General features: G+C 46.0%; 17 protein-coding genes. 14 read left to right on the top strand and 3 right to left on the bottom strand.

The window, feature by feature from the left end:
• Positions 1-3 precede the first annotated feature (3 nt).
• The 13 genes from asd (at position 4) to ICV89_RS05600 (ending at position 13,148) form a co-directional block, all read left to right on the top strand.
• Entirely contained in the window at positions 4-1,167 is a 1,164-nt protein-coding gene (gene asd / locus ICV89_RS05660) for an aspartate-semialdehyde dehydrogenase (RefSeq protein WP_215307252.1), read from the top strand.
• The gene (locus ICV89_RS05655; protein ID WP_215307250.1) at positions 1,160-2,533 is read left to right on the top strand and encodes a FimV/HubP family polar landmark protein; all 1,374 of its coding nucleotides are present in this window, start codon (positions 1,160-1,162) and stop codon (positions 2,531-2,533) included. Before asd ends, ICV89_RS05655 begins: the two co-directional genes overlap by 8 nt.
• 5 nt (positions 2,534-2,538) lie before the next feature.
• A complete protein-coding gene (gene truA, locus ICV89_RS05650; protein ID WP_215307248.1) occupies positions 2,539-3,366 on the top strand; it encodes a tRNA pseudouridine(38-40) synthase TruA in 828 nt (275 codons plus the stop codon).
• A 40-nt stretch (positions 3,367-3,406) separates the two neighbouring features.
• Positions 3,407-4,081 carry a phosphoribosylanthranilate isomerase gene (locus ICV89_RS05645; protein WP_215307246.1) on the top strand — a complete coding sequence of 225 codons (675 nt, stop codon included), beginning with the start codon at positions 3,407-3,409 and terminating at the stop codon, positions 4,079-4,081.
• Positions 4,082-4,112: 31 nt separating this feature from the next.
• A complete protein-coding gene (gene trpB / locus ICV89_RS05640; RefSeq protein WP_215307244.1) occupies positions 4,113-5,306 on the top strand; it encodes a tryptophan synthase subunit beta in 1,194 nt (397 codons plus the stop codon).
• A gap of 3 nt (positions 5,307-5,309) precedes the next feature.
• Complete coding sequence (gene trpA, locus ICV89_RS05635) at positions 5,310-6,107, top strand: tryptophan synthase subunit alpha (protein WP_215307242.1); 798 nt, start codon at positions 5,310-5,312, stop codon at positions 6,105-6,107.
• 22 nt (positions 6,108-6,129) lie between these two features.
• A complete protein-coding gene (gene accD / locus ICV89_RS05630; protein WP_215307240.1) occupies positions 6,130-7,017 on the top strand; it encodes an acetyl-CoA carboxylase, carboxyltransferase subunit beta in 888 nt (295 codons plus the stop codon).
• A gap of 5 nt (positions 7,018-7,022) precedes the next feature.
• Complete coding sequence (gene folC / locus ICV89_RS05625) at positions 7,023-8,348, top strand: bifunctional tetrahydrofolate synthase/dihydrofolate synthase (RefSeq protein ID WP_215307238.1); 1,326 nt, start codon at positions 7,023-7,025, stop codon at positions 8,346-8,348.
• 3 nt (positions 8,349-8,351) lie between these two features.
• Complete coding sequence (locus ICV89_RS05620) at positions 8,352-9,119, top strand: SPOR domain-containing protein (protein ID WP_215307237.1); 768 nt, start codon at positions 8,352-8,354, stop codon at positions 9,117-9,119.
• Complete coding sequence (locus ICV89_RS05615) at positions 9,119-9,685, top strand: CvpA family protein (protein ID WP_215307235.1); 567 nt, start codon at positions 9,119-9,121, stop codon at positions 9,683-9,685. The genes ICV89_RS05620 and ICV89_RS05615 overlap by 1 nt, the downstream gene beginning before the upstream one ends.
• A 4-nt stretch (positions 9,686-9,689) precedes the next feature.
• Positions 9,690-11,228 carry an amidophosphoribosyltransferase gene (gene purF, locus ICV89_RS05610; RefSeq protein WP_215307233.1) on the top strand — a complete coding sequence of 513 codons (1,539 nt, stop codon included), beginning with the start codon at positions 9,690-9,692 and terminating at the stop codon, positions 11,226-11,228.
• A gap of 69 nt (positions 11,229-11,297) precedes the next feature.
• The gene (locus tag ICV89_RS05605) at positions 11,298-12,506 is read left to right on the top strand and encodes an O-succinylhomoserine sulfhydrylase (RefSeq protein WP_215307231.1); all 1,209 of its coding nucleotides are present in this window, start codon (positions 11,298-11,300) and stop codon (positions 12,504-12,506) included.
• A gap of 18 nt (positions 12,507-12,524) precedes the next feature.
• Positions 12,525-13,148: a bifunctional 2-polyprenyl-6-hydroxyphenol methylase/3-demethylubiquinol 3-O-methyltransferase UbiG gene (locus ICV89_RS05600; protein WP_215307229.1), complete on the top strand. Its 624-nt coding sequence runs from the start codon at positions 12,525-12,527 to the stop codon at positions 13,146-13,148.
• Between the two features lie 46 nt (positions 13,149-13,194).
• On the opposite strand, the gene ICV89_RS05595 is transcribed toward ICV89_RS05600, so the two are convergent.
• The 3 genes from ICV89_RS05595 to modB all read right to left on the bottom strand — a co-directional run bounded on the left by ICV89_RS05595 (position 13,195) and on the right by modB (position 15,428).
• Complete coding sequence (locus tag ICV89_RS05595) at positions 13,195-13,503, bottom strand: high-potential iron-sulfur protein (protein ID WP_215307227.1); 309 nt, start codon at positions 13,501-13,503, stop codon at positions 13,195-13,197.
• A gap of 150 nt (positions 13,504-13,653) precedes the next feature.
• Positions 13,654-14,778, bottom strand: coding sequence for an ABC transporter ATP-binding protein (locus ICV89_RS05590; protein WP_215307225.1), 1,125 nt, complete (start codon positions 14,776-14,778; stop codon positions 13,654-13,656).
• The gene (gene modB, locus ICV89_RS05585) at positions 14,772-15,428 is read right to left on the bottom strand and encodes a molybdate ABC transporter permease subunit (RefSeq protein WP_215307223.1); all 657 of its coding nucleotides are present in this window, start codon (positions 15,426-15,428) and stop codon (positions 14,772-14,774) included. Before modB ends, ICV89_RS05590 begins: the two co-directional genes overlap by 7 nt.
• A gap of 101 nt (positions 15,429-15,529) precedes the next feature.
• Between modB and ICV89_RS05580 the strand changes: the two genes are divergently transcribed.
• Positions 15,530-15,871 (top strand): metalloregulator ArsR/SmtB family transcription factor, encoded by a 342-nt coding sequence (locus ICV89_RS05580; protein WP_215307221.1) that lies wholly within the window; start codon positions 15,530-15,532, stop codon positions 15,869-15,871.
• Positions 15,872-15,902: the final 31 nt, after the last annotated feature.

Genomic DNA, 15,902 nt, shown 5'->3' with positions numbered 1-15,902 from the left:
ATCATGTCAAATACAAAAACTCCCTTAGTAGGCTTAGTTGGCTGGCGCGGTATGGTTGGTAGCGTTCTCATGGAGAGAATGCTGGCTGAAAAAGATTTTGACCTGATCGAACCTGTATTTTTTAGCACTAGTCAGGCTGGTGGTGAAGTGCCGCTCTTAAATGGACTAAAAGTGACTAAGAGTGAGAATACTTTGCTAGATGCGAATGACATCAAAGCACTTTCGCGTTGCGACATTATTTTGACTTGTCAGGGTGGTGACTACACCAATGCGATTTTTCCACAACTGCGTGCCGCTGGTTGGCAGGGTCACTGGATTGATGCTGCTAGTGCCTTACGCATGAAGGATGATGCGGTATTAATTTTGGATCCAGTGAATCGTCCGGTAATTGATAAAGCGCTGGCTGCTGGTGGAAAGAACTGGATTGGTAGTAACTGCACGGTCAGTTTAATGATGATGGCGATGGGTGGCCTTGTTAAGGCTGATATGGTCGAGTGGATTAGCGCCATGACCTACCAGGCAGCTTCAGGTGCTGGCGCCCAGAATATGCGCGAACTATTGTTGCAAATGGGCGCATTGCGCGATAGCGTAGCTACTGAATTAGCTGACCCTTCTTCTTGGATTCTGGATATTGATCGCAAAATCACCGAGACATTACGTTCACCTGATTTTCCAAAGAAAAACTTCCGCAATACTCCTTTAGCGGGCAGTCTCATTCCTTGGATTGATGTTCCAGTCGAGAACGGTCAAACAAAAGAAGAGTGGAAGGGCGGAGCTGAATTTAATAAGATCTTAGGTCGACCTGCATTTAGAACTCCGGGCAGCATTCCCATTGATGGTTTATGTGTCCGTGTTGGCGCTATGCGCTGCCACTCACAAGGTCTCACCGTGAAACTCAAAAAAGATATTCCGCTTAAAGAGATTGAGGCAATATTGGCCAATGACAATCAATGGGTCAAGGTGATACCAAATGATCGCGAGACTACCGAGCGTGAATTATCTCCGGCAGCTGTTAGCGGCACATTGATAGTGCCTATCGGACGATTGCATAAGATGGCAATGGGCCCTGAATATCTTGGTGCTTTTACTGTAGGCGATCAACTTTTGTGGGGTGCAGCTGAGCCCTTACGTCGAATGTTAAAAATTCTATTGGATAGCAATGCCTAATATTCAGATGCTGAAATTTCTCTTTGCTAGTCTTATTGGTATTGCACTATCGACTAGTGTATTCGCTGTTACATTGGGCAAGGCGAATTTGGTATCTAATCCCGGCGAAAGTCTTCGAATTGAGGTGCCCATTGAGTTGGCTCCAGATGAGCAAGCTCTTTTAACAACATTATCAGCCTCAATACCATCGGCAAGCGCTTATGAGCGCCTCGGCATTTCACCTAAAATTTTGGACTTCAATACCCAAGTCATGGTCTATCGAGCAAAGGATGGACGCTTGATGGTTTTGGTTGAAACGGTGAAAGCCGTGCCGATCTCTGAGGATATCTTTGTAGACTTATTGCTCACCTTAAATTGGTCAACAGGCTCAATCACTCGAATATATACATTTTTGAATGGGACTATTCCGAAGTTTATTGTAGAGCCTGGACAAACGCTGTCTTCGATTGCATCACAGATGGATTCAGGCTCACCAGAATTCTCGATCGACCAGAAAATGATGGCTTTATATCAAGCCAATCCAGATGCATTTGCAGGCGGCAATATTAATCGTTTGCGGGCTGGTTCTGAGCTCTTGATTCCTGATCCAGCCACAGTACAGGCGATTGATTCAAAGCTTGCTAAGGATTTTGTAGACTCGGCAGCGCAACAATGGGTTGAGAAAAAGAGTGACCAAGCTAGCGTAGAAGTTAGTGTGGATGATGTTGTCAATTCTGCAAATCGTTTAAAGATCGGCTCTAGTGGAGACCGGGATGCAGATACTAAGCGCATTACTGAAGAAATAGTAGCCCAAGAAAAGGCCCTCGAACAAACTAATGCTAGAGCTCAAGAGTTAGAGAAGAATATTGCAGACTTAAAAAAAATATTAGCTGAATCTCAAGGTACCGCAGAGGTGCTTGATTCTGGAAAGAGTGGGTTTAACGCAAAGGCTGTTTTTCTTGGCTTGCTTGCTTTTGTTTTAGTTACGGCTGTTTTGATTTGGTTCTTTATCAGTCATTCGCGTAAAAATCCTTCCCCTCATATTCATGCTCGTGACTACACGTCAGAACACGAGCAAGTGCAATCCACAGCGCACGATCACCATGCTAGTGATCATGCTCATCATGAGGGTATCTCGGATAAAGCTAAGGCATTATTCGGAAGTATTAATCTGGATTTGCCTGTTACCAAGCCTGCCACATCAGAACTGACGCCTGATGAGCTTAGAGTTAGATTAAATCTAGCCCGCGCCTACATCACTATTGAAGATTTTTCAGCCGCCAAGAAATCACTTGAAGAGATTGTCCGTATTGGCGCATCAATTGACCCTGAGATTGTGGTTGAAGCGCGAGGTGTTTTAGCTGAGCTTTCGCATAGTAATAGCTAAACTGAATGCGCATTGCCCTCGGACTTCAGTATGACGGTAACGCTTTTTCTGGTTGGCAGACACAGGTAAATCAGCCTACCATTCAAGCTGAGTTGGAGAAAGCTATTGCCTCGTTTGTTGGTAGTGAGGCCCAGCACTCTCATCCTATTCGCGTTATTACTGCTGGTCGAACAGATGCCGGTGTTCATGCATTGGGTCAAGTTGTTCACTTTGATGTCGAAGTTGAGCGAGACAACTGGTCTTGGGTGAGGGGGGTTAATGCATTCCTGCCAGAATCTATTGTGATCAATTGGGCTCAGCCAGTTTCGGATGCATTTAGCGCTCGCTATTCCGCTCATGAGCGAACTTATGTTTATGCATTACATGCTGGGCCTTGCCGCTCACCTATGGCTGCCGATCGTGCTGGTTATGTGATGCTTCCAGCCGATCGCTGGTTTGATATTCACGCGATGAGATTGGCGTCTGAATGTTTGATTGGTGAACATGACTTCACCTCTTTTCGTTCCTCAGAATGTCAAAGCAAGACTCCAGTGAAGACTATGTATTCCATCGAAATCTTCTCGAATGAGCCATGGCTGTATTTTAGGATCAAAGGGAATGCCTTCTTGCATCACATGGTTCGCAATTTAGTAGGGAGCTTCATCCAAATTGGTGTAGGCAAACAATCAGCCAATTGGATGGCCGAGGTTTTGGCAGCAAAAGATCGTAGTGTTGCAGCCCCTACTTTTTCACCTGCAGGCCTCTATTTAGCCCAAATTGCCTACCCAGAAGAATTTAACATCCCAAAACCATGGCTTTCGAATTCTTGGTTGCCCAAGGCGATTTTCGTCTAAATGTGCCTTTAATAGCTCAAGACCCTTATCATTTCCCCATATGGGCTTAATAACAAACACTCCAGGCCGAACTAGGGTCAAAATCTGCGGCCTCAAAACACCAGGCGACGTTGATGCTGCCATTACCTCTGGTGTTGATGCGCTTGGCTTCGTGTTTTACCCTCCTAGTCCTAGAGCCGTTACTCCAAATATTGCTGCCACATTGATTTCTAGGCTTCCAGCAGGGGTTGATGCTGTGGGATTGGTCGTCAATGCTACCGATGCTGAATTTGAGGCTATTAGGGCCGCGGCCCCGATTACTTTGTGGCAGTTTCATGGGGATGAGTCACCAGAGGAATGCCACCGCCTAGCTGCAGGTCAGCCATGGATGAAGGCTGCACGTGTTGGAGCAGGCTTCGCATTTGATGATTTTTCCCTACAATATAGGCAAGCAAATGCTCTTTTGCTCGATGCACTCGTTGAGGGCTATGGAGGAGGGGGCATTCCTTTTGATTGGTCAGGAATTCCACAAGCATGGATAAGCGCAAACGCGCCTCGGGTCGTTTTGAGTGGTGGATTGAACGTTCACAACGTGGGCGAAGCTATTGCTCGTCTTCACCCTTGCGCGGTTGACGTCTCTAGCGGCGTAGAAATCAGCAAAGGTGTAAAAGACCACGCCTTGATGAAAGAGTTTATCGAGGCAGTGCGTGCGGCAGACGCAAGCACGCCAACCTAATCATTTGCTGTAACTAATAAAAGAGGTATTTATGTACGATAAGCCAGACGCACGGGGACACTTCGGTCCTTACGGTGGCGTATTTGTTTCTGAAACGCTCATGTTCGCCTTGGATGAGCTCAAAGCAGCTTATGCAAAATATCAATACGATCCTGAATTCATAGAAGAATTTCATTATGAGCTCAAGCATTTTGTAGGCCGTCCCTCCCCGGTCTATCACGCTAAACGTTGGAGTGAGATGTTGGGCGGCGCACAAATCTATCTTAAGCGTGAAGATTTGAATCACACTGGCGCACATAAAATTAATAATGTTATCGGTCAAGCCATGCTGGCTAAGCGTATGGGTAAGCCGCGCATCATTGCTGAGACTGGAGCAGGGCAGCATGGTGTCGCTACTGCAACTATTTGCGCTCGTTTCGGTTTGGACTGCACTGTATATCAAGGTTCTGTTGACGTAGCGCGTCAAGCGCAAAATGTGTTCCGCATGAAATTGCTTGGTGCAAAAGTAGTGCCTGTGGAATCAGGAACAAAGACGCTGAAGGACGCCTTAAATGAAGCAATGCGTGATTGGGTCACTAACGTAGAGGATACCTTCTACATTATTGGTACTGTCGCTGGACCTCATCCCTACCCAATGATGGTCCGAGACTTTCAAAGTGTGATCGGTGAGGAATGCAAAATACAAATGCCTGTCATGACTGGGCGTCAGCCTGACTATGTAATGGCCTGTGTTGGCGGCGGTTCTAACGCCATGGGTATTTTCTATCCCTATATTGATTTCCCGGAAGTGAAATTGATTGGCGTTGAAGCTGCAGGTCACGGTCTCAATAGTGGTCTTCACTCTGCAGCCCTTTGCGTTGGAAAGCCTGGTGTTTTGCACGGCAATCGAACCTATCTTTTGCAAGATGAAAATGGACAGATATCTGAAACGCATTCTGTTTCAGCTGGCATGGATTACCCCGGCGTTGGTCCCGAGCATGCATGGTTAAAAGATTCAGGTCGCGCTGACTATGTGGCAATAACTGATGAAGAAGCATTGAAAGCTTTTCATGACTGCTGCCGTATTGAAGGCATTATTCCTGCCCTAGAATCTGCTCATGCGATTGCATATGCCTGTAAATTAGCGCCCACGCTCTCTAAAGATAAAACCATCTTAGTGAACTTATCTGGTCGAGGTGACAAGGATATGCATACCGTTGCTCAAGCCACTGGTTCTGAAGGCTAATCCATGTCAAAAATTACTGCACTCTTCAATGAATTAAAAGCTAGCGGAAAAAAAGGTTTAATCCCTTTTATTACTGCTGGTGATCCTGACCCAAAACTCACTGTTGAATTAATGCATGCATTAGTTCGTGGTGGTGCTAACGTCATAGAGCTTGGGGTGCCATTTTCTGATCCGATGGCAGATGGTCCAGTTATTCAGCGCTCATCTGAAAGAGCGCTTACTCAAGGCGTAACTCTGCGTACTTGCCTAGACATGGTCAAAGAGTTTCGTAAAGCAGATGCGGATACGCCGGTTGTCCTCATGGGCTATGCCAACCCAGTCGAACAGATGGGAGCAGAGCGCTTTGCAGGGGAAGCTAAAGCTGCAGGCGTTGATGGTGTTTTGATCGTCGACTACCCTCCAGAAGAGTGCGTTGATTTTGCTGACCAAATGAAGTTGGCCGGTGTTGACCCTATTTTTCTATTGGCTCCCACTTCATCACAAGAGCGTATAAAGGACGCGGCCAAAATAGCTTCTGGTTATATCTACTATGTCTCGATGCGAGGCGTAACAGGCGCATCTCATTTGAATACGCAAGATGTGGCCAGCATTATTCCTAAGATTCGTGAGGCTACCCCAATTCCGATTGCAGTAGGTTTTGGTATCAATGATGCTGAAAGTGCCCGTGCAGTATCAAAAACAACTGATGCAGTGGTGATTGGCAGTCGAATTATTCGTCTTTTGGAGGATTCTGCCCCTGGCCAAGCGGTACAATCACTCGAAACCTTCATTCGTGAAATTCGCGTCGCTTTAGATAGTTAATGCACTGGATAGTTAAAAACTGATGAGCTGGATCGATAAATTACTACCCCCACAAATCCAACATACGGACCCTGCCAATCGCAAATCTGTTCCTGAAGGACTTTGGGTTAAGTGCCCCAGTTGTGAAACCGTGCTCTACAGCACTGATATCGAAGCGAATTTATCGGTTTGTCCCAAATGCAGTCATCACATGCGCATTGGCGCCCGTCAGCGTCTCGATAGTCTTTTGGATCCCAAGGGTCGCTATGAGATTGGCGCAGATATTTACCCAACTGACCCACTCAAATTTAAAGATTCCAAAAAGTACCCTGATCGATTAAAGGAAGCTAGTGATGCTTCCGGAGAAACCGAGGCCCTAATTGTTCTTGGTGGAAAGATTGAGAGCATTCCAGTGGTTGCGGCCTGCTTTGAGTTCCAATATATGGGTGGCTCAATGGGTTCGGTAGTAGGTGAGCGTTTTGCTCGCGGCGTACAGGAAGCCATTGCTAAGAAATGTGCTTTTATTTGTGTGACCGCCACTGGCGGTGCGCGTATGCAAGAAAGCTTGTTATCTCTTTTTCAGATGGCGAAGACTAACTCGATGCTCACTTTGCTCTCTAAAAAAGGTTTGCCCTACATTAGCGTCCTAACAGACCCAACCATGGGTGGAATTTCTGCCAGCTTTGCGTTTATGGGCGATGTGGTGATGGCCGAACCAAAAGCGTTAATTGGCTTTGCTGGTCCACGCGTGATCGAGCAAACTGTACGTGAAAAATTACCCGAAGGTTTTCAGCGCTCTGAGTTTTTGATGCAAAAGGGCGGCATCGATATGATCGTTGATCGTCGGCAGATGCGTGGTGAGATTGCTCGTTTGTTGGCCTTACTACAGCAACTCCCTGAGCCTGCGATTGCGGGTAGCGCAGCTGTATAAAGCGCTTGAATCTCGCCCTCCAAACCCCCATCCTTTTTTCTAGCTTAACGGCTTGGCTTAGTCACCTCGAAACAGCTCACCCTGTTGGCATCGACATGGGTCTTGCTCGCATTAATCGGGTTAAAGATGCGCTAGGTCTTCACTTTGATTGCCCAGTTATCACTGTGGCTGGTACCAATGGCAAGGGCTCTACTTGCGCCTATCTTGAGAGTATTTTGCTAGCTTCTGGCTACAAGGTTGGTTGTCATATGTCTCCACATTTACTCGTATTTAACGAGCGTGCTCGCGTTAATGGTGAAGAGGTGAAAGATGATCTTTTACTAGAGCATTTTGCAGTCGTTGAAAAAGCTCGCGTCAGCTTAGCGGATGCGCCAACGTTAACGTATTTTGAATTTACTACCTTGGCCATCATGCATTTATTTTCCAAGGCGAGCTTGGATGCGGTAGTGCTTGAAGTGGGCATGGGGGGTCGCCTAGATGCTGTCAATATTGTTGATGCAGATTGTGCGATCGTCACGAGTATTGATATTGACCATGCTGATTTTTTGGGTGGCACACGTGAGGCAATTGGTTTTGAAAAAGCTGGCATTTTCCGAGCCGGCGGTATTGCAGTCTGTGGCGACCCCGTGCCTCCACAATCTTTAATTGATCACGCCGCAAAACTTGGATGTGATTTATGGCTACAGGGCCGTGACTACAACTTTCAAGGTGATAAGCAGCAGTGGGGTTGGGCTGGACGACAAAAACGCTTTAGCGGTCTAGGTTACCCTGCATTACGTGGTGCCAATCAGATCCTGAATGCATCTGCTGTGATAGCCGCATTAATCGCCTTGCATCAGCGACTACCAGTTAGCGCACAGGATATTCGCAATGGTTTTGCCATGGTGGAGCTGCCAGGTCGTTTTCAGGTTCTACCCGGTCAGCCAACCATCGTTTTGGATGTTGCTCACAACCCCCATGCGGCAGCTACCTTGGGGCAGGGTTTGGATAAGATGGGCTATCACCCCTATACCTATGCCATTTTTGGCGCAATGGCGGATAAAGATATTGCCGGCGTTATTAAGCCCCTGTTAAATAGTGTGGATTTCTGGTTTTGTACTGATTTACCAACCCCACGCGCCGCTAGTGCGGTGGCACTATCTGAGAAGTTGGTAGATTTGGGTGTATCCGTTAAAAATGGGGAAGATGGTGGTATTGAGTGCTTCCCAGATCCTGCTTCAGCGTATCAAAAAGCGCTTTCTAAGGCCGGTGAGGGTGATAGAATTGTGATCTTCGGATCCTTCTATACTGTTGCCGGAGTAATGGCATATCGAAATAACCAGGCCCATTGATCCATGATTCGTTTATCGAAGCTTTTTAGGCGAAACTCTGAGACTGAAGACCTTGATCGGGCTTCGGCGAGGGGTCGTCGTACAGTCAATAAATTAGCCCCCCGTAGCTTTCAGCGTGCCCAAGAAAATGAAGAGCTAGCGCTAACAGAAGATCCTGATCAGCAACGTGCCCGCCATCGTCTCATTGGCGCAGCCGTCCTAGTATTAATTGCGGTAGTTGGCCTTCCTCGTATTTTGGATAACAAACCTAAGTCTGTGAATAACGATATTGCTGTGAATATCGTGACTAGCCTGCCAGCCCCTAACGCTGCAATGCCCATAAATGATGCGAAGGTAAATCCAGTAGCTGCTGTTGAGATGCCAGCGAAAGAAAAAGCGCCTTCTCCATCCAAAGAAGTTGTAGTGCCATCATCGCCTGCGGTAAGTAAAACAAATTCTATTAGTGGCTTAGCTGCTGGTGAAGAGGTTATTGCAGTGCCAAATGCAAGCGCTAAATCAAAAGCTGAAGAACTCCCAAAAAAAGTGGGGCCAGGTAAATATGTCATTCAGGTCGGTGCTTTTGCATCTGAAGAGCGAGCCAAAGGCTGGATAGCTAAGATGAAGGATCAAAAGATTCCTAATTATGTTTTGAATAAAACCGGCGCTGATGGTGTAAAGCTTTTTCTATTAAGAGCTGGGCCATTTACCGATAAGGACGCTGCTGAAGCTGCTGAGAAAAAAGTGAAAGCCATGGGCCTGTCTCCAAGGCTAGTTGAGGTGGAAGCCCCTTAATGGAATATTTATCCACCCTGAAGTTAACTACGGTGGATTACTTCACCTTGGTAGTGCTATTGGTTTCCGCATTAGTGGGCATTTCTCGGGGTCTTTTTAAAGAGGTGCTGGCACTAGCCTCTTGGTTTGTAGCTGCTTGGGTTGCTTATCACTATACAAACTATCTTTCTGTTGAATGGCTATCTACTTTTCATATGGATGAGCTTCTGAGTCTGGGTGTCAGCTTCCTCATTCTATTTATTCTTACCTTGATTGTCTGTGGCTTGATCGGCAATGTGATTCAAAAGATTATCTTGTCTGCTGGATTGAGCATGACAGATCGATTTCTGGGTCTAGTATTTGGTTTAGCGCGTGGTGGTGTGGTTGTAGTAGTAATGGCAACATTAGCGGCCTTGACTCCTATTCCTCAAAGCGTCGCTTGGCAAAAGGCAATTACCCGACCAGCCATTGATATGGCAACCAGTTTAATCAAAGGGTGGTTGCCGGCTGACTGGGCAAAGCAATTAAGTAATGCAATGCCTAAAATTACACCCACCATTACACCTTCATTAACAATAGGGATCTAGGCTTATGTGCGGCGTCGTCGGAACAGTTTCCCACTCCCCAGTTAATCAACTCATTTATGACGCGTTGTTATTGCTCCAACATCGCGGTCAAGATGCTGCCGGCATGGCAACCATGAATGGCAATTCATTCACAATGCATAAAGCTAATGGTCTAGTGCGAGATGTATTTAGAACTCGTAATATGCGAAGTCTAGTAGGGAGTGCCGGTATTGGACAGGTTCGCTATCCAACGGCTGGCTCTGCAAGTAGTGAGGAAGAGGCTCAACCGTTTTATGTCAGCGCTCCTTACGGCATTATTTTGGCTCACAACGGTAATCTGACTAATGCAGCTAGCCTGCGTGTAGAGATGGCTTATCGCGATCGTCGCCACATCAACACCAGTTCAGATACAGAGGTGTTGTTGAATGTATTGGCAGATGAGCTTCAAAAAGAAACCAATAGCGCGGCATTAGATGAAGGCGCCATGTTTAACGCCGTTACACAAGTAACTAAGCGCGTTAAAGGCTCTTATGCAGTTGTTTCTTTGATAGCTGGTTATGGCTTATTGGCATTTCGCGATCCGTTTGGAATTCGACCCCTGTGTATTGGACGTATGGATACACCGAAGGGTCCGGAGTGGATGATCGCCTCTGAGTCGGTTGCGCTTGATGGCCTTGGCTTTACCTTTGTACGTGATGTAAATCCTGGTGAAGCAATTTATATTGATTTGGATGGTAATTTCTCTTCACGTCAGTGTGTTGCCGATGCAGTTCTGACGCCTTGTATTTTCGAATACGTTTACATGGCTCGTCCAGATTCCACAATTGATGGCGTGACTGTTTATAACGTACGGATGCGTATGGGCGATTATCTTGCCGAAAAGATCCGCAAAGAAACCATTCCTGGTGAGATTGATGTTGTCATGCCGATTCCTGACTCTAGTCGTCCCGCAGCAATGCAGGTTGCTAAACGTCTAGGCGTAGATTACCGAGAAGGATTCTTCAAGAATCGCTATATCGGTAGAACGTTCATCATGCCTGGCCAGGCTGTTCGTAAAAAATCAGTACGCCAGAAACTCAATGCCATGCGCATTGAGTTCAAAGATAAGACCGTCCTCATTGTGGATGACTCTATTGTTCGCGGTACAACCTCATTTGAGATTGTGCAGATGGCACGAGAGTCTGGCGCTAAGAAGGTGATTTTTGCTTCTGCTGCACCTCCTGTACGATTCCCTAATGTGTATGGTATCGATATGCCAACTCGTAGTGAGCTAGTGGCTTATGGCCGCACTGATGAAGAGATCAATAAAATGATTGGTGCAGATCAATTAATTTATCAAAGCGTCGAAGATATGAAGCAGGCTGTAAAGGATATCAATCCGGCAATCCAGCATTTTGAGGCCTCTTGTTTTGATGGTCACTACATTACTGGCGATATCAATGAATCTTATTTAGATGCTCTAGAGGCTGCTCGCAATACCTCCGAGGCCAAAGCCGACCGTCAACGTGATTCAAGTGATTTTGCCCGCTCGCAACTGCATTTGCACTTAGCCACAGAAGACTAAAAACAACGATCACATTCCTCAGATATGCGTGTCTGAGGCAATTCTGTAATTCGGTGTCAAAATAGCGGTATGAAGAGTAAAACTACCCGTAAAAAGCCTGATTTTTCTAAGCTAGCGCTTGAAACCTTAGCGGTTCGTGCAGGTACGCGCCGTACTGCTGAATACCAAGAGCACTCTGAGGCCATGTTCCTCACTTCTAGCTTTTGCTTTGATAGTGCTGAACTTGCAGCAGATGGCTTTGCGCATGCAGATCAGGGCTTTATTTATTCTCGCTTTACCAATCCTACAGTCAGTATGTTCCAGGACCGATTAGCTGCGCTAGAGGGTGGCGAAGCATGCATTGCAACTTCTTCTGGTATGGCTGCGATTTTAACAATGGCAATGTCGCATCTTCAGGCAGGAGATCATGTGGTTTGTTCTCGCTCTGTGTTTGGTGCCACCATCCAATTATTTAGCAATATTCTAGGACGCTTTGGTATTACAACGACTTATGTGGATTTGTCGGATACCAAGGCTTGGCAAAGTGCTATCCAAGAAAATACTAAATTGTTTTACCTAGAAACACCATCCAATCCCTTAACTGAGATTGCTGATATCAAAGCTATCTCAAAGATAGCAAAAAAAGCTAAGGCGCTATTTGCAGTTGATAACTGCTTTTGTACGCCGGCCTTGCAAAAACCCCTTTCATTAGGCGCTGACGTAGTGATTCATTCCGCAACCAAGTATTTGGATGGTCAGGGTCGCGTAGTTGGTGGCGCAATTGTGGGCAGCAATGATTTCATCATGGGCAAAGTATTTCCCTATGTACGTACTGCAGGCCCAACACTTTCAGCCTTCAATGCTTGGGTGTTCTTAAAAGGTTTAGAGACTCTAGAGTTGCGCATGAAGCAGCAGAGTCAGAATGCTCTAGAGATTGCTCAGTGGTTGGAAAAACAGCCGGGAGTAGAGCGTGTTTATCATCCTGGTTTGAAATCTCATCCTCAACATGCGTTGGCAAAGCGCCAGCAAAAAGCGGGTGGTGCTATTTTATCTTTCACTCTGAAGGGCGGAAAAAAAGCGGCTTTCAAGTTGATCAATCAAACAAAACTTTGCTCCATTACCGCAAATCTGGGGGACACTCGCACAACGATTACACATCCTGCTACAACGACACACTGCCGGGTAAGTCCTGAGGCCCGCAAAGCTGCAGGCATCACTGATGGCTTGGTTCGTATCGCAGTTGGACTCGAGAGCGTAGTGGATTTAAAGAATGATCTGATTGGTGGCTTGAAGAAGTAATCCAAGATCAGGCAATTCATGGGCTTTACAGATGCTACTCAGTTCTGGAATGAACGCTTCGATAAAAAAGAATTCATCTTTGGTAAAGAGCCGAATGAATATCTGGTTGAGCAAGCGTCTCGTTATCTAGAGCCCAACTCTTCAGTTCTCTGCATTGCTGATGGAGAAGGGCGCAATGGTGTTTGGCTTGCAAAGCAAGGCATGCGAGTCACAGGATTTGATGTTTCGGATATTGCACTTGCCAAGGCAAATCAGTTTGCTACTGATAGTGAAGTCAATATTCAGTACAGCCTCTGTGACACCGATAGCTTTGATTGGCAGGCTAATTTATATGATGCGGTAATTGGCATTTTCATCCAGTTTGCTGATCCTGAAATGCGCACCAGAATTTTCAAACAAATACATCAGACATTGAAGCTAGGGGGTCTATTCATTTTGCAAGGATATACCCCAAAGCAATTGCAATACAAAACCGGTGGTCCATCACTTATAGAACACCTGTATACCGAAGAAATGATTCGTGAGCTAAGTCAAGGATATGAAATCCTCGATCTGCAGTGTTACGAAAAAGAATTGTCTGAGGGTGCGAGGCACGCTGGCATGTCAGCCTTGCTTGGGATGGTAGCTAAAAAGAGCTTGTAAAAAAAAGCTGCCGAAGCAGCTTTTTGAACTATTAACTAATTTAGTACTAAGCCTTCTTAGCGTAAGCAGAACACCAGCCTTTTGCTGCCACTTGCTTTGTTCCAAACAAAGAGCAGCCACCTTGTGTTGCCGAGCCTTTAGCTTGGTATAGGGCGCAGTTATCACACTCTTGACCGGCAGCATATTTTGCATACTTTGCCTTATCAACAGTTGTGGCAACCGCTTTATAACCTAAAGCAGCAGCTTGTGGATCATTTTCAGCAACCATGGCTTGAGCTTGAACTTTACCGTTCAAAGCCAAGGTGCAAGCACCAGCTGCAGACAAAATCATGAATTGGCGACGACTATTTTTCATTAAAAACTCCATTTTTATTAAGGGGTAAAAAGCGTAATTTTGAGGATACTAGCATATAAAAAGAGATGCTACCGATTGAAATAAATGATTTCGAAAGACTAGAGAGTCATATTCAAAGTTTCGAAATTTGTATTGGGAGAATATTGGTGATTAAAAATTCTCGTTATGATGCCCAATAAATCTTCGCGGGTCGTTTATAGGCCTAAGCGGCATGATATGAATTTGATTGCCATCGAGCTCAATATGCATTTGCTTGCCAACTTCCATTTCCAGTCTCCTGACTTCGGCTGAGGAAGCTTCCCATTCAATAGTGTTGTTACTGTCTTGAATACGTAATTGAGTTACCGCTATCTGACCCAGACTACTCATCTTCTCAACTAAGGCAGGCATGCTAGTTTGGGTTGGTTTGTTATGAACACTCAAGCCACTTTGCGGGATAACCCAAGCAACCCGGGCTTTTGGTGGAATCTTTCCTTTATCCGCAACTGAAAAAACCTTGGCGCAGCCATCCCAACTCAAGCTGCCGGTATCGAATACGCCATTAAACATATTGCTAATACCAACCAATTGCGCAACCCTTGAATTTCTTGGTTTCTGAAACAGTACTTGTGGCGCTGCAGTTTGTAGGCTGATACCTTGGTCAATAACCGTAATTTGATCAGCCAATAAATCAGCCTCACGTAGATCATGCGTAACTAATAAGATGGGGATATGTAAGTTTGAACGGAGCTCGGCCAATGTTTTATATAGACCTTGGCGTGTTGGTGTATCGATCGCAGAGAACGGTTCATCTAGCAATAAGACTTTCGGCTGTCTAGCAAGTGCTCTTGCAAGGGCAACACGTTGCTGTTGTCCGCCAGACAGTTGATTTGGCATACGCGCTGCGAGATTGGCAATACCCATGCGATCAAGCAGATCGAGGCTGATTTCCTTGCGCTGAGATCTGCTGAGTTCAGAGTTCTGCAGCGGAATCATCACATTATCCAAGGTGCTCAGATGGGGGAAAAGAGCATACTGCTGAAATAAGAAGCCGCAAGAGCGTTCTGCCGGCGAGAGCTGTTGCGCTTTATTTCCGAGATCATCGGCTTCAAACCAGACCTCACCATCACACTCAATTTTTCCACTAGCGGGTTTGTTTAAGCCTGCAATGGTTCTGAGCACGGTAGTTTTTCCGCTCCCGGATGGTCCAACGAGGGCATGCAACTCGCCTGGGGCACATTCCAAGCTAATTTGCAGAGGGCTTGGGGTGATCTGCTGAATTTTGACCTTCAACATGAGCTTAAGCCTTTGCGCAGATTTGGCTTACGCCCCAATACTCCGTAGGAGAGGGCAATGCATATTAAGGATATACCCAGAAGCACGAGAGCAATGGCTCCAGCACCGGTGGTATCAAAGCCCTGAACCTTGTCATAAATTGCAATAGAGGCTGTTTTTGTCTCCCCTGGTATTGCGCCGCCCACCATGAGGACAACACCAAATTCCCCAAGGGTATGTGCAAAGGTGAGGGCGGCAGCACCAGTGATGCCACGCCAAGAGAGAGGAAGTTCAATTAAACGAAAGATTTGCCAGTTGCTCAGGCCGCTGACTTGAGCTGCCTCTCGAATTTCAGGATTTATGGCCTCAAAGGCTCGCTGTATAGGTTGAATGGCAAATGGGATGTTTGCAATGAGCGATGCGAGTAGGATTCCTGCAAATGAGAATACAAGGGGAACGCCCAAAATATTAGTATTACCAAATGAAACTAGAAAGTAATAGCCTAAAACTGTAGGCGGAAGCACCAAGGGAAGCGCTAGTGCAGCCTCAACCCATGGTCGGCTTCTATTGAGATTCACTAATTTATGGGCTGCCCATATCCCAAATGGCAACATTAGGGCCATGGTCCAAAAAGCAAGCTTTAAGGACAGCAGAATTGCATCAATATCCATCTCTTTGATTGTATTGTTTTTGTACCTAGGGTATCTCTCTATGTAATTACTTCGAGGTGGAGTCTAATATATGCATATATACGCATATACGGTTATCACTAGTGAATATCAAAGCAAAAGTAAAGAAAGCTACTAAAAAGCTATCTCCAGAGGCAATGGAAGAGGTTTTTGCACAAGTTACTCAATATTTCAATGTCCTATCGGAGCCGTCTCGCCTACGCATCATGTATGCAGTATGTAGCGGCGAAAAGTCTGTATCTGAGGTTGTTGAGTTATGCGGCTCAAGCCAGGCTAATGTTTCACGTCACCTTTCTGCGCTTCATAAAGCAGGCATTTTGCTGAGACGCAAAGAGGGTATCACTGTTTTTTACTCAATTGCTGATAACGCCACTGTGGAAATGTGCCAAACCGTGTGCGCCAAGATTGCTGAGAGTTTGCATTAATTTTTATAGTATCTATTGACCAAAGTAGAGA

It is taken from the genome of Polynucleobacter sp. Adler-ghost, from assembly GCF_018688495.1.
Taxonomy (GTDB): domain Bacteria; phylum Pseudomonadota; class Gammaproteobacteria; order Burkholderiales; family Burkholderiaceae; genus Polynucleobacter.
This window is presented reverse-complemented; position numbering and strand designations above follow the sequence as displayed.